The following is a 14244-nucleotide window of genomic DNA, read 5'->3' as shown; positions in this document are numbered from 1 at the left end:
GCACTCAGCCTCCGGCGGCCTTCGGCGCGGTAGTTTTCGCCGTCGGCCCGAAGCTCGCGACCAGCGCGCCGACGACGATCAGCACGCAGGAAATCGCCAACAGCCAGCTCGCCGGCGCGTAGCCGGCGATGACCAGGACCACGGTCGAGAGCACCGGCGCGGCATAGGAGGCGACGCCGAGCAAGGCGACATCGCCCTTCTTCATGCCGATGTCCCAGCAGATGAAGGCGAGCCCGATCGAGCCGAGGCCGAGGCCGAACACGCCGCCCCACTCGACGGGGCTCGGCAACCACAAGGTCGTCTCGAAGGCAAGGTGGCAGGCGAAGGCGGGAATGGCGCAGCCGAGCATGGTGATGGCGAGGCTCTCCGACGGTACCCCGGCGAAACGCCTGGACAGCACCGAATAGCTCGCCCAGACGAAGGCGCCGAGCGCCGCCAGCGCATGGCCGAGCTGGATGCCCGCGCCGCCCGAGCCTAGGCTGCCCGAGATCAGCATCGCCGTCGCCACGAGGCCGATCAGCGCCCCGATCAGGTGACGCGGCTTCAGGCCCCCGCCCGGCAGCAACGCCGCGAACAGCACGATCAGCAGCGGCCAGAGATAGTGAATCAGGTTGGCCTCGGCCGCCGGCGCCGTCTTCACCGCGGCATAATAGAGCGCCGTGTCGCCGAACGGGCCATAAAGCCCGAGCAGGAAGGAGGCCGGCGTCGGCCGCGCCAGATGCAGGCGGCCCCGCGCCGCGGCGATCGCCAGCACGAACAGCCCGCCTATGACGAAGGTCATGCCGACGAGCTGGAACGGCGGCACCCGCCCGGACATGGCGGTGAACAGCGCCAGCGTCGACCAGAGCAGGATGGCGACGAAGCCGGTCGCGGTGGCGGTGCGGGAGGTCATGACAAACGGGCTCGAAGGGTCGTGCCCGGTTAGCAGAGCTCCGGCTTCATGCCTATGGCGGGGATACCCCGATTGGAAGGGCCAGCCGCAAATAGTTCTCCCCTAGAATGCCGCGGATCTCGCTCGGGCCGAAGCCTTCCGCCTCCAGCGCGGCAACCAGATCATCGAGCTGCTCCGGCTGGAAGAAGTCCCAGGGCGGCTCCGGGTAGCCGCGCGGCCAACGGCCCTTGGCGGCATGGTAGAAGCCGTAATCGCTGCCTTCGAGGAACATGAAGTCGAGGCCGAGGCCGACCCGGTCCGGCCCGGCGAGCCCGGCAATATGGGCGAGATGCCGGGCCATCGCCTGCGGGATCTGCGGTCCGGCGACGCCCAGGAACATGCCGACGCCATTGACGCCGATATAGCCGCCGCGGGCCGCACAGGCCCTGATCTGGTCGTCCGTGATATTGCGCTCGTGGTCGAAGAGCGCCCGCGCATTGGAATGCGAGAAGATCGGCGGCAAACGCAAATCCGCCTCCAGCGCATCGAAGCTCGTCCGCGCGCCGCAATGGCTGAGGTCGATACGCATGCCGCACGCATCCATGCGCGTGATCAGCCGCCGCCCCAATGCCGAGAGCCCGCCATTGCGCGCCTCGTGGCAGCCATCGGCGAAGGGGTTGGCTTCGTTGTAGGCCAGGATAGCGCGGTCGATGCCGGCGGCGCAGAAGGCCTCGACCAAGTCGAGATCGGGCGCGAACGGCGTCGCTGACTGGAAATGGAAGGAAACCGAGAGCCGCCCCTCCGCCTTCGCCCGTCGGATCGAGGCCGCATCCGAAGCGATCGTCAGCCAGTCGCCCGCCGCCGCGATCTCGCGTCGCAGGAAACCGAGCCGCGCCAATGCCTCCACCGGCCCGTCAGTGCCGGCTGCGGCGGTGAGAGAGATGTGGTTGCAGCCTTGCGCATGAAAGCGCGCCAGCTGTTCACCCAGCCTCGCCCCTAGCGGCAGGAAGCTCTGCGCCCAGGGCAGCAGCCCGTCGCAGACGATCGCATCCTCAAGCTCCGGCCGCGTCCGGCGCCACTCCGTCATCATCTCGCGCTCCTCATAGACCGAGCGCAGTGCGGACGCGGTCGCCCAGCCCGCGCAGGCGTCCAACCGGCTCATTGGCGTAGACGAAGCGGATATATTGCGCGCCATGCGTCTCGCCCCAGCCGGCCATGGCGGTGGCACAGACACCCTGGGCGAGCAGCTTCTCGGACATCGCCGCACCGTCGAGCCCGAAATCCGAGACCCGCAGCAGCAACGACCAGCCGCCGCCCGGAACCCCGACCGGAAGCCCGCGCAGCTCCTCAAGCACGCAATCGCGCCGCGCCTGCAACTCGGCGACATAAGGCGCTAGCGTCGTCGCCGAATTCTCGAGCGCAATCGCGACCGCATCCTGCCCGATGCCGACCGGCACGACGACATTGGCGAGCGAGACGGCGACGAGATCGGGCATGAACTCGTCCGGCGCAACGATCCAGCCAACCCGCCAGCCGATCATGCGCAGCTCCTTCGCCGACGAGCCGACGGTGATCGTCCGCTCCGCCATGCCCGGCAGCCCGGCTGGATGCAGCACCGGCCGGCCATCGAAGACCAGCCGCTCCATCGCCGTGTCGACGATCAGCATGAGATCATGCGCGACGCAGAGCTCGGCAACGAGCGCCCAATCTCCCGCGTCGAGGCAGCCTCCTGACGGCATCGACGGCGACATCAGCAACATGGCGGTGGTCTTCGGCCCGATACTCGCTCGTAGCGCCTCGCGATCGAGTCGCCATTCACCGCCAGGCTCGAACATGAACGGCACGAAGCGCGGCACCCCGCCGGCAAGCCGCACCCGGTTGATCAGGCCGGCATAGGTCGGGTCGGTGACGATCACCTCGTCGCCGACCTCGATCGTCGCCAGCAAGACATTGAGGACGCCGGAGAGACCGCCCGCCGAGATCACGCAGTTGCGCTCGCCGCTGTAGCTCACGCCTGACATCGCCGAGACATGGCGGGCCGCAACATCGCGCAGATGCGCCTGGCCGACGAAGGGCAGATAGCTGTTGTCGGCATCCTCGCTGGCAGCGCGGACCGTGCGTGCGATCGCCTCGGCGTCGGGCAGGATATCGGTGTCGAGGTTTTCGAGCCGCAGGAAATCCTTGCCCGAGGCGTCGGCAATCGATCCCATGCGGTCGACGCCGATTCCGGCGATATGGCGCAGGCGTGACGGTCGTTGACGGGGCATATGGACACCTTAAATCATATATTATCTATGAAACCATACCGACCATGAGCTTGCAAGACCGGACCGACAGCGACCACTCGCTCACAGGGCGCATCGCGCGCAGCCTGGCGCAACGCATCGTCACGGGAACGCTGGCGCCCGGCGCGCCGGTGCGCCAGGACCATGTCGCCGCCGAATTCGGCGCGAGCCATGTGCCGGTCCGCGAGGCCTTCCGCACGCTCGAAGCACAGGGATTGCTGATCAGCGAGCCACGGCGCGGCGTCCGCGTCGCGCCGCTCGAACCCGACCTCGTCCTCGAAGTGACGGCGATGCGGGCAACGCTGGAGGCGCTGGCGCTGCGCCAGGGTTTTCCGCGATTGACGCCGGCCGATCTCGACGAGGCCGCTGCCGCTCTCGCCGAAGCCGAAGCAAGCGGAGAGCTGCTGGTCTGGCAGCGCGCCAACGAACGCTTCCACCGTGCTATCACGGCGCCCTGCCGCATGAAGCGCCTGCTGGCGACGATCGACGATCTGCATCGCGCCTCGGCGCGCTTCCTGTTCGCGACCTGGCGGGATCTGGACTGGCAGCCGCGCTCGGATGCCGAGCACCGGCAGATTCTCGACGCGCTTGCTCAGGGCCGGATCGAGGAGGCGGCGCGGACACTGGAAGCGCACATCCTCAATGCTGGCCAGGCCTTGGCCGAGAAGCTTCAGAGCGGCCCCACCGCCCCGCGCTGAAGGGATTCAGCCGAACCGGCTGTCCGGCTTCGGCGTGATGGCTGGCATGCATCGGGCGCTTCGCCAGGCAATTGACCATGCCCGCACGCGGGCGCAAGCGTCGGGCATGACCACGATCCCCCTGCCGAGCGCCTCCCGCCCGCTGATGCCGGTCCTGGCGGCGCTTAGCGTCGCCCATCTGCTCAACGACCTGATCCAGTCGATGATCCCGGCGGTCTACCCGCTGCTCAAGGACACCTATCAGCTCGACTTCGTGCAGATCGGCCTGATCACGCTCGCCTTCCAGGTGACGTCCTCGCTGCTGCAGCCGGTCCTGGGCTACCTCACCGACAAGAAGCCCTGGCCCTATGCGATGGTCGCCGGCATGGGCGCGACGCTGGCCGGCCTGCTCTCGCTCGCCTTCGCCCACAGCTACCCGATGGTGCTGGTCGCGGCTGCTTTGGTCGGCACCGGCTCGGCCGTCTTCCATCCCGAGGCGACCCGCATGGCCCGCCATGCCGCCGCTGGCCGTCAGGGCCTGGCCCAGGGCGTCTTCCAGGTCGGCGGCCATGCCGGCTATGCGATCGGCCCGCTGCTCGCCGCTGCCATCGTCGTGCCGAACGGCCAGCCGAGCCTGTCCTGGTTCTCCGGCATCGTGCTCGTCGCCATGCTGCTGATGGCCTGGATCGGCGCGCGCTATTCGGCGTTCCGGCGCGAGCAGGTCGCCTCAAAAAGCCATTCCGACGATGTCGCCTCGCATGGCATGCCGCGCCGTCGCGTCCTGCTGGCGATGGCGGTGCTGATCGTCATCCTGTTCTCGAAAAACGCCTATACGGCGTCCTTCACCTCCTACTACACCTTCTACCTGATCGAGCGCTTCCACGTGTCGCTGCAGCTCTCGCAGATCCTGCTCTTCCTCTATCTCGTCGTCGGCGCCGTCGGCGTGATCATCGGCGGCATGATCGGCGACCGCATCGGCCGCCATCGCGTGATCTGGCTCTCGATCCTGGGCAGCCTGCCCTTCGCGCTCGCCTTGCCCTATGCCGACCTCGCCTGGACCGTGATCCTGACCGTGGTGATCAGCTTCATCATGGCGAGCGCCTTCTCGGCGATCCTGATCTACGCGATCGACCTGGTGCCCCATCGGGTCGGGCTGGTCGGCGGGCTGTTCTATGGCCTCGCCTTCGGCCTCGGCGGTGTCGCGGCAGCCGGACTCGGCGCGCTGGCCGACAAGATCGGCATCATCCAGGTCTTTTCGCTCTGCGCCTGGCTGCCGGCCTTCGGCCTCCTGACCTTCCTGTTGCCGAAAGGGGCGCGGAGCTGACCGTCCGCCGACTCGCGGCTGCGCAGCTCACCAGGTTACGCGCATTCCGAGATTGCCGCGCAGGCTATGGCCTTTGTCGTCACCCAGCGCCGTCACATAGCCGCCGGTCGCGTAGAGGCTGACATTGGCGGTAATCTTGGCGACCACGCCGCCGCCGACCTCCAGCGAGGTCCCCCTGAACCGCGTCGGGATCACATCGGTCGCGTCGAACAGGACTTTGTCGGTGCGGCTGAAATTGTGCCAGAGATTCGCCGTCAGATAGGGCTGCAATTCGGCGCCGCCAAGCAGGAGGCTGGTCTGCAGGCGGGCGCCGATCCGCCCCGTGAGGCTGTCGCCATTCTCGAAGCTCACCGCCGAGAACCGATCGCGGGTCTGGTCGAGCGACACGTGCTGCCAGATCAGCTGCGCCTGTGGTTCGAGCACGAATCCCGCTCCGAGCGCGATCGGATAGCCACCCTCGAGCGAGGCGGTCACCGAACTGCCTTCGATATCGCCACGCACGCCGCGGTTGGAGCGGGCGTCGCCATCGAGCCAGCTGTGCATCAGCACGGCGTCGACATACCACCCTGTCGGGCCAAGATGCGTCCAATAGGCTCCGAGGCTCTTGGAATCGAGCGTGAGCTTGCCGGTCGGACTGCGCTGCTGGCCTATCGCGAAGCCGCGGATATCGCCCTCGGCCCGGCCATAACCGAAGAACAGGCCGAATCGGTCACGATGGCCGCTCGGGCGGTCGATCCCAAAGAGGTCGAGGCCGGTCTGGAGCCCCCAGATGCGGCCGTCGAATTCCGGATCGACGGTTCCCGACCAGCGCTGCTCCGTCCGCTCGCCGAAGACGCGCCCCCAGCCCGCGGCGAAGTTGCCCTGCCCGTTCAGCAGACTCTGCTCGCCGCGACGCTGATGGAAGGTGCCGAGCGTCGCGACGCCGAGACGTCGCGCCATCGCCGGCACGGCCGCGTAGGCGGCGACCTCGGGCCGATACAGCGGAATGGGCGTCGAGCCGGCAGGCACGTCGGGCAGCACCGGCGAGCCCGGCGCAGCTTCGGTATCCGAGCCTCCCGTCTCCGGAACAAGCGTATTGCGCAGATACCAGCTCTGGCTCGATCCACCGGTCGTGCTGCCATGGAACAGGATATACTCGTAGGCGCCGGCCGCGACCGAGCCCGCCAGCGAGAAGGCGCTCGCACTCGTCGTCGCCCCGTTGATGGCATCGACCACCAGGATGCCGTCCCCGGTCGTGGCGCCGCCCGGTCCGCCGACATTGGTGATTGCGAGCCGCGAGCTCCCGCTCGCCGCGCCGCCATTGATCACCAGCAGGTCGGACGGCGAACCGTCGCTGCCGAGATAGGTGTTGAGCCCGACGGTGCCGCCCTGGCCGATATAGTTGGATACGGTCAGGCTGTTGCCGATGCCGGCGCCGCCAACCTGCGCGAGGCCCGCATTGGTCAGCGTGCCCGCTATCGTGAAGTTGCCCTTGCCGGCTCCGGCAAAGGCGGCCACCGCGTCGGCCACCGCGATCGTGCCGGCATTGGTTACGGAACCTGCGACACGGCCATAGCCACCCAGCGTCGCGCCGGCCGCGACCGTGACGGGCCCTCCTCCCGCCAGCGCCGCACCGCGATTGGCCGCATCGCCGACCGCGAGCGTCCCGGCCGTGACGCTCGTTGCGCCGGCATAGGTGTTGACGGCGGTCAGCACCGTCGTGCCGGAACCATCCTGCGTGACCGCGCCAGTCCCGGAGATGGTGCCGGCGAAGGTGACCAGATCGGAGCGGTTGAAGGCCAGCGTGCCATTGTTGGCGACATTGCCGACGATGCTACCGCTCGTGCCGCCAGCGCCGAGTTGCAGCGTGCCCTGAGTGATGGTCGTGCCACCGGTATAAGTGTTGGTGCCGGTCAGGATCGTGGTGCCGGCGCCGGTCTTCTCGACAGCGCCGACGCCGCTGATTGTGCCGGCATAGGTGCCGACATCGGGTTGGGCGAAGCGGACCAGCCCGTTATTGGTGACCGCCGGCGTGATGCCCAGCGCCGGCCCCTCGAGAATACCTGCCGAATCGACGATCGTTTGCCCGGCGAAGGCGGAGTTGTCGCCGGTCAGCCGCAACGTGCCCTGCTGCACGTTGACCGTCTGGAAATCTGTCAGCGACCCGCTCAGGGTCCAGGTTCCCGGCTCGATCTTGTTCAGCTGCTCGAAGCCGGTGATGAGGCCGGCATTCATCGCCGTCGGACCGGCGCCGGCGAGCACCAGGAGGTCCGTGCCGTTCCCGCCGGTGATCCGCTGCGTCGCTGTGACGTTGGCGTCGCCGAGATTGCGCAGCGTCGCCGTATCGTCGCCATCGCCCATGTCGATCAGGCCGGCGATCGTGCCGCCTCCCTGCCAGAGGAAGGTGTCGGTGCCAGCGCTCATCCGGATCTCGCCACCGATGGCACCGCCCGTGACGGTGACACTGTCGGTGCCGCCGCTGACACTGATGTTGCCGCCGATCGAGCCGCCCGAGACGATGATCGTGTCATTGCCGAAACCGGTCACCAGATTGCCGATGATCCGGCCGCCCGACATGTCGAAGAGATTATTGTCGAGCTTCATGTCGACGCGGCCGATCGTGCCGCCGGTCATCGTCGCGACGTCGCCGTCCTCGAAGGCGCCAATGATGGTGCCGCCCGTCATCAGGAAGTTGTCGAGCCCGTCGCCCTGCGCCAGCGAGCCGATCGTGCCGCCATTCATGACGAAGATATCGATACCTCCGCCCTGGCTGACGGCGCCGTTGACGGTTCCGGCGTTGATCTCGAAGCGATCGGCGCCCGCCCCGGTCGTGACACCACCCGCCACCGTGACGGTGCTGCCGCCGGGCAGCGTGATCAGGCTGGTGCCGACTGTGTTCGTGTAATTCGCGATGGTGCCACCGTTGAAGGTGACCGTCTTGGTGCCGGCGCCACCGGTGAAGCCACCGCTATAGGTGCCGCTGTTGACAGTCAGCGTGTCGTTGCCAGCCTGGAGATTGACCGGCGCAGCGGTCGGGTCGGGCGCCGTGCCGGCATCGCAGACGACGATGTCGTTGCCCGCAGTTGTCGGGCCGCAGCCGGCCAGGGCGGCATCTGTATGGAGTGCGTAGATGACCAGCGACGAGGTCGACAGCAATGCGAGACAGCGCGCCCGTGCAGACTTCACCGGCTTCCCCCCTTTAATGGCCTGGCATGTGGAACGGCTTGCCGAACCTCACTTTCAGAACACGGCGACCATTGGTCGCATCGCGATAGTCGAAGCGATTCCCGCTCCAGGTCCAGCGAAGTTTCGGCGGGATGATTAAGGTGGCATTAACGCGGCCAGTGCCTGCGGCATGCTCGGCGATACCGGAAAGCGTTGGAATATTTAAACTTTTAAAAGAAACTCAACCGGCTCACGCCGAATCCGAACTGCGCTCAGGACATGGCTGAATTGCACGTGTTTTGAGGCATCGACGTTGGCGGCGCACGACCAGATTGCACTGTCAGCGACGGAAGATGCCGCCGCCACGTCGCCTACCCGGGGCATTGCGACGTGGCGATCTGGAAGGCCTCAGGCCATATACTGGCCGCCATTGACCGCGAAGGTCGCGCCGGTGGCGAACGCGCCATTGTCCGACGCCAGGAAGACGACTGTCTGGGCGATCTCCTCGGGCTTGCCGAGGCGCCCGACCGGGATGCCGGCGACGACGCGCTTCAGCGCCTCCTCGGGCATCGCCGCGACCATGTCGGTGCCGATATAGCCCGGCGTGATCGCGTTCACCGTGATGCCCTTGTTGGCGTTCTCCTGGGCCAGCGCCTTGACGAAGCCGATATCGCCGGCCTTGGCCGCCGAATAATTGACCTGGCCCATCTGGCCCTTCTGGCCGTTGATCGAGGAGATCACGATGATCCGGCCGAAGCCGCGCCCGCGCATGCCCTCGATCACCGGCCGCGTCATGTTGAACAACGAGTCGAGATTGGTGCGGATGACGGCCGACCACTGGTCCTTGGTCATCTTGTGGAAGAAGCCGTCCTTGGTGATGCCCGCATTGTTGACGAGGATGTCGACCGGCCCGACCTCGGCCTCGACCTTGGCGATGCCGGCAGCGCAGGCATCGTAGTCGCCGACGTCCCATTTATAGACGGGAATCCCGGTTTCAGCCTTGAACTTGGCTGCCGCCTCGTCATTGCCGGCATAGCTCGCGGCGACCTTGTAGCCCGCCTCGTGCAGGGCCTTGCTGATCGCCGCGCCGATACCGCGCGTTCCCCCCGTAACCAATGCAACCTTAGCCATCGTCGTCTTCTCCCTCTTAGACGCGGCTACGAGGCCGCGTTATTCTTTGCTGAGATCGAGACCGGGCTCGTAAGTCCGGTCGACGTCCTTGATGATCGCCTGGCCGCAGATCACCCGACCCGCTTTCGCGTCATAGGTCAGGGTCGGGTGGCCATAGAGGATCCAGCCCCGGCTCAACGCCTCCGAGACCCGATGACAGAACGAGGCGTCATCGGGGCCGGTGAGATAGCGGTAGAGCGTGGTCTGCTTCGGCATGGCGAGGTGCGGCTCAGCGCTCCACAGCCAGGGCGATGCCCATGCCGCCGCCGATGCAAAGCGTCGCGAGGCCCTTCTTGGCGTCGCGCTTGGCCATTTCGTGCAGCAGTGTCACTAGTACGCGCGCACCGGACGCGCCGATCGGATGGCCGATCGCGATCGCGCCGCCATTGACGTTGACGATGTCTGGGTCCCAGCCGAGATCCTTGTTCACCGCCAGCGCCTGCGCCGCGAAGGCCTCGTTGGCCTCGACGAGATCGAGATCGCCGACCTTCCAGCCCGCCTTCTCCAGCGCCTTGCGGGTCGCCGGGATCGGGCCCGAGCCCATGATCGCCGGATCGACGCCGGCGGTCGCCCAGGAGGCGATTCGGGCGAGCGGGATGAGTCCGCGCTTGCTCGCTTCCTTCGCCGTCATCAGCACGAGCGCGGCAGCGCCGTCATTGATGCCCGAGGCATTGCCGGCGGTCACCGTGCCGTCCTTCGAGAAGGCTGGCCTGAGCTTGGCCATCGCCTCGAGCGTCGCGCCCTCGCGGATATACTCGTCGGCGTCGACGACGATGTCGCCCTTGCGGGTCGAGACCGTCACGGGCGCGATCTCGTCCTTGAACCGGCCGGCCTTCCTGGCCGCCTCGGCCTTGTTCTGCGAGCCGACGGCGAACTTGTCCTGCTCCTCGCGGCTGATCTGCCATTTGGTCGCGACGTTCTCGGCCGTGGTGCCCATGTGATAGCCGTGGAAGATATCCCAGAGGCCGTCCTTGATCATGGTGTCGATGAACTTCACATCGCCCATCTTGGTGCCGGCGCGCATATGGGCGGCGTGGGCCGAGAGCGACATCGATTCCTGGCCGCCGGCGACGATGATATTGGCGTCGCCATTGGCGATCTGCTGCATGCCGATGGCCACCGCGCGCAGGCCCGAACCGCAGACCTGGTTGAGGCCCCAGGCGGTCGCGCCCTGCGGCACGCCGGCGTCGAACGCCGCCTTGCGGGCCGGATTCTGGCCCTGTGCGGCCGTCAGCACCTGCCCGAGGATGACCTCGTCAACCTCGCTGGCCTCGACCTTGGCACGCTTCAGAACGTCCTTGATCACCGCCGAGCCGAGATCGTGAGCTGGCGTGTTGGCGAAAGCGCCGGTGAAGGCGCCCACGGCAGTGCGCGCCGCGCCGACGATCACGATGTCATTCTCAGCCATGGGGCCATCCTCCGGTTCTCTTCCGCCGGCCATCCGGCCGTACGGTATGTCCCACCCACCTTCGAAGGGGCAGGCGACGCCGTCAAGACGGCTAAGCGGCCAAGCCCATCATCGAGGCAAACTCGGTGCAGCCCCGCCTTGCGCTCAAAAAACTTGCAGCAGGCAGCCGAAGAGCTATCGTCACATTCGGGACCGATTTCCGGCCTTGCCCGATCCCCGGGTTATGGCCGCAACAGCCGTGTGGGTGTCGATGGCCAGCGACAAAGAACCGACTGTCATCAAGAAATACGCCAATCGCCGGCTATACCACACGGGTACGAGCTCCTACGTCACACTGGAGGATCTGGCCGGCCTGGTGCGCAACGGCGAGGATTTCGTCGTCTACGACGCCAAGAGCGGCGACGACATCACCCGCTCGGTGCTGGCCCAGATCATCTTCGAGGAAGAGAGCAAGGACGGGCAGAACCTGCTGCCGATCGCCTTTCTGCGTCAGCTGATCCGCTTCTACGGCGACAGCATGCAGGCGCTGGTGCCGCGCTATCTCGAATTCTCGATGGACAATCTGACCCAGGATCAGAACAAGATCCGCGAGCAGATGAGCAAGGCCTTTGGCACTGGCGCCATCGACGCGCTCCAGGCCCAGACCCGCGCCAACATGGCGATGTTCACCGAGGCGTTCAGGCTGTTCAATCCGTTCGCCGCGGCAGCCGCTGCGAAAAGCCGCGGCGAGGCGCCCGCCAAGGGTGGAGAGAACGGCGAGCTTGGCGACCTGAAGCGCGAGCTCAACGAAATGCGTGAGCGGCTGGACCGACTCGCCAAGGAGAAATGAGGCCCCCCTGGTCGTCACCTCCGCTCGGCTGAACCGCCGAGCGGAAAGAGGCTCAGCCCACGGCCTGCAGCAGCGGCCTGTCGGGCGCGTCCTGGAGCCACAGCTCGGCCTTGCCGACCAGGTGACCCTGCAGATAGGTCACGCCCCAATCGCACAGCATCGACGCCTGCAGTTCGTCGTCGACCCATTCGGCGACCGTCTCGACGCCGAGATGATGGGCGAGTTCGAGCAGGGTGCGTACGAAGAAGCGATCATCGGTCGAGCGCCGCAGGTTCTGCGTGAAAGCACCATCGAGCTTGAGGATATCGATCGGAAAGGCGCGCAGGTGCCTGAGCGAGGTGTGGCCCGCGCCGAAATCGTCGATCGCGATGCGGGGGCCACATTGCTTGATCCGGGTGAGCAGCTTCGCCATCCGCGCCGGATCCTCGATCGTCGCCGTCTCGGTGACCTCGACGATCAGACGCTTCGCAGCAGCCGGGTTCGCCCCGACCCCTGCCTCGAAGCCCTCGATCCAGTCCGAGTCGGAAAGCGACCGTGGCGAGACGTTGATCGACAACACCGCCTCCGGCCGCTCCGCCAGGAACGACATGGCAAGCTCGAACACACGATGATCGAATAGGCCGACCAGCCCGCGTCTCTCGAGCAGCGGCACCAGCTCCGCTGCGGCGAGGAAACCGCCGACCTGCGGACGTTCGACCCGCAGCAGCGCCTCGCTGAAAGCGAGGGTACGGCCCTTGGCCGTCACCACCGGCTGGAGCGCCAGCCTCACCTTGCGCTCGTTGAGCGCGGCGACAGCCTCGATGTCAAGGCGCGGCGCTACCTCGCCCGTTTCGGCTGCGATAGGGCGTCGCGCGATGACCGCGGCGTCGCGGGCGCCCGCCTCGGCGCCGGCGAGCGCATTCTCGGCGGCCTTGACCAGCATCGAGCCATAGCGGGATAGGTCGGGAGCGATCGCGGCTCCGACGCGCAGCCGCGCCAGCGCGATCCCGCGCGAGGTCTCGACCGCCGAGCGCGCCACGGCCTTGATGAAGCGCTGTGCTGCCGCCTCGATCTGATTGGCCGGGCAAGCGCCGAGGAGGATGGCGAAGCGATTGCCGGCATAGTGCATCAGCTGGTCGCGCCGGCGCATCACCGAGTGCAGACGCTGCCTGACCTCTTCGATGATCTCCTCGGTGCCCTCATGGCCGAAATCGGTGTTGAGCCGCGCAAGCTCGCCGATCGACGCGACCAGCACGACGACGGATCGCTCCGCCGGAAGGTGCTCCGCCAGGGCTTCGTCGACACGCTCGACCAGGGCGTCGCGATCGCAGAGATCGCTGCCGGCCATGGTGAGCTCTTCCGGCCGCACTGCGCGCTCCAGCCTGAGCACGCCACGCGCGCTTGCCGGGCGGCCATCGATGCCGGCGAACCACCGCCCCGCATCCTCGATCCACATCTTGCGACCGGCGAGATCGGCGGCGTAGCGCGTGCGATAGATCGCTCCGTCGCCGAGATCCTGTCCGCCCGAGGAGAAGATCGCGTCATAGCGGCTCCGGCCGCTGCCGGGCTCGACCAGCCCGGCGAAAGCCAAGCCGCGTTCCAGCACCGCAGTTGGCACCGGTCCCAGCACCTCGGCTGCGTTAGGTCCCCAGCTCAGCGCGTCACTGCCGATGTCCCAGCTATAGGCGACTTCGCCGATCGAGGAGAGCAGGCTGCGCGGCTCGACGATCCTCTCGTCGCGGGAACCGAACAGGGACGGCGCAGGCATGGGTGCGGCTGCCTCGGGCGATAGGGAAGAAACCGCCCCGTTCTGGGTGTGGGGAATGAAGAACTGTACCGAAACGATGCATGTACCTGCGTTAACGCTGGGTTAAGATTGGCGTCCGGATTGCAAGGATTCGCTCTCGAACCCTCGAATGTTCCGGAGCAGCACAATGGTCGAACCAGAACGACCCGAGGCAGCCTTCGTCTACGAGGAGGAGCGCACCCCATGCGTCTCCGCCACTTTCCTCGTCCAGCTTGCCGCCAGTCACGCCGGAATCGGCCCGTTCGCCCGTCGCGATCGCGAAACCCCATTCATCGGCGCCCGCCGCTATTATGAAGGGATCGCGAGCCGCGGCCTGCCGCGCAGGCTCCTGCGCTCGGCCTGAAGCCCAAACGAAAAAGGCCGGCCTCACGGCCGGCGCTCTTCGATCTTGCTGACAGGGCCCGAATGGGCCCGTCGCATCAGGCCTCGGTCTTGGCCTTCAGCACCTGACGGCCACGGTACATGCCGGACTTCAGGTCGATATGATGCGGACGACGCAGCTCGCCCGAGTTCTTGTCTTCGATATAGGTGGGCTGCTTCAGCGCGTCGGCCGAGCGGCGCATGCCGCGCTTCGACGGCGAGGTCTTTCTCTTCGGAACGGCCATCGGTACTCTCCATCATGCCTTCGCGCGAGGCGGGGCTTCTCACCCGCACCACTGTCGCGACGACGTCACATCCGTGATGAGGGCTGGCCTTTACACGCTCGCGCGCGGCCTGGCTAGACCATGCTGCGGAAAAAGTGGCACCCGA

Annotated in this window: 13 protein-coding genes; 4 read left to right on the top strand and 9 right to left on the bottom strand. The window is 66.8% G+C overall.

From position 1 onward, the window contains the following. Positions 1-4: 4 nt before the first annotated feature. Genes yddG through ACSQ24_RS00390 form a run of 3 tightly spaced genes read right to left on the bottom strand, consistent with a single transcriptional unit; the run spans position 5 to position 3138 of the window. Complete coding sequence (gene yddG, locus ACSQ24_RS00400) at positions 5-892, bottom strand: aromatic amino acid exporter YddG (protein ID WP_436092784.1); 888 nt, start codon at positions 890-892, stop codon at positions 5-7. Positions 893-944: 52 nt separating this feature from the next. After that, on the bottom strand, positions 945-1961 hold the full coding sequence (locus ACSQ24_RS00395; RefSeq protein WP_436092783.1) for a dipeptidase: 1017 nt from the start codon (positions 1959-1961) through the stop codon (positions 945-947). A gap of 10 nt (positions 1962-1971) precedes the next feature. Continuing rightward, positions 1972-3138 (bottom strand): pyridoxal phosphate-dependent aminotransferase, encoded by a 1167-nt coding sequence (locus ACSQ24_RS00390; RefSeq protein ID WP_436092782.1) that lies wholly within the window; start codon positions 3136-3138, stop codon positions 1972-1974. A 44-nt stretch (positions 3139-3182) separates the two neighbouring features. Between ACSQ24_RS00390 and ACSQ24_RS00385 the strand changes: the two genes are divergently transcribed. Further along, positions 3183-3854 carry a GntR family transcriptional regulator gene (locus ACSQ24_RS00385; RefSeq protein WP_436092781.1) on the top strand — a complete coding sequence of 224 codons (672 nt, stop codon included), beginning with the start codon at positions 3183-3185 and terminating at the stop codon, positions 3852-3854. A 106-nt stretch (positions 3855-3960) separates the two neighbouring features. After that, complete coding sequence (locus ACSQ24_RS00380; RefSeq protein WP_436092780.1) at positions 3961-5157, top strand: MFS transporter; 1197 nt, start codon at positions 3961-3963, stop codon at positions 5155-5157. Between the two features lie 27 nt (positions 5158-5184). On the opposite strand, the gene ACSQ24_RS00375 is transcribed toward ACSQ24_RS00380, so the two are convergent. The 4 genes from ACSQ24_RS00375 to ACSQ24_RS00360 form a co-directional block, all read right to left on the bottom strand. Further along, a complete protein-coding gene (locus tag ACSQ24_RS00375; RefSeq protein ID WP_436092779.1) occupies positions 5185-8322 on the bottom strand; it encodes an autotransporter outer membrane beta-barrel domain-containing protein in 3138 nt (1045 codons plus the stop codon). Between the two features lie 387 nt (positions 8323-8709). Next, entirely contained in the window at positions 8710-9432 is a 723-nt protein-coding gene (phbB, locus tag ACSQ24_RS00370) for an acetoacetyl-CoA reductase (RefSeq protein ID WP_436092778.1), read from the bottom strand. Between the two features lie 39 nt (positions 9433-9471). Next, positions 9472-9687 (bottom strand): DUF1737 domain-containing protein, encoded by a 216-nt coding sequence (locus ACSQ24_RS00365; RefSeq protein ID WP_436092777.1) that lies wholly within the window; start codon positions 9685-9687, stop codon positions 9472-9474. A gap of 13 nt (positions 9688-9700) precedes the next feature. Continuing rightward, positions 9701-10879 carry an acetyl-CoA C-acetyltransferase gene (locus tag ACSQ24_RS00360; protein ID WP_436092776.1) on the bottom strand — a complete coding sequence of 393 codons (1179 nt, stop codon included), beginning with the start codon at positions 10877-10879 and terminating at the stop codon, positions 9701-9703. 250 nt (positions 10880-11129) lie between these two features. On the opposite strand from ACSQ24_RS00360, the gene phaR reads away from it, so the two are divergent. Beyond that, the gene (gene phaR, locus ACSQ24_RS00355; RefSeq protein ID WP_436092775.1) at positions 11130-11708 is read left to right on the top strand and encodes a polyhydroxyalkanoate synthesis repressor PhaR; all 579 of its coding nucleotides are present in this window, start codon (positions 11130-11132) and stop codon (positions 11706-11708) included. A gap of 52 nt (positions 11709-11760) precedes the next feature. Here phaR and ACSQ24_RS00350 read toward each other — a convergent pair whose 3' ends face one another. Further along, the gene (locus ACSQ24_RS00350) at positions 11761-13455 is read right to left on the bottom strand and encodes an EAL domain-containing protein (RefSeq protein WP_436092774.1); all 1695 of its coding nucleotides are present in this window, start codon (positions 13453-13455) and stop codon (positions 11761-11763) included. A gap of 166 nt (positions 13456-13621) precedes the next feature. Here ACSQ24_RS00350 and ACSQ24_RS00345 point away from each other — a divergent pair, with 166 nt between their 5' ends. Next, complete coding sequence (locus ACSQ24_RS00345) at positions 13622-13837, top strand: hypothetical protein (protein WP_436092773.1); 216 nt, start codon at positions 13622-13624, stop codon at positions 13835-13837. 76 nt (positions 13838-13913) lie between these two features. Here ACSQ24_RS00345 and rpmF read toward each other — a convergent pair whose 3' ends face one another. Then, positions 13914-14099: a 50S ribosomal protein L32 gene (rpmF, locus tag ACSQ24_RS00340; RefSeq protein ID WP_057189713.1), complete on the bottom strand. Its 186-nt coding sequence runs from the start codon at positions 14097-14099 to the stop codon at positions 13914-13916. Positions 14100-14244 lie beyond the last annotated feature (145 nt).

It is taken from the genome of Allobosea sp. LjRoot237 (assembly GCF_964253285.1).
Lineage (GTDB): Bacteria > Pseudomonadota > Alphaproteobacteria > Rhizobiales > Beijerinckiaceae > Allobosea.
The sequence above is the reverse complement of the archived record's forward strand: the minus strand, read 5'-3'. Positions and strand labels throughout refer to the sequence as shown.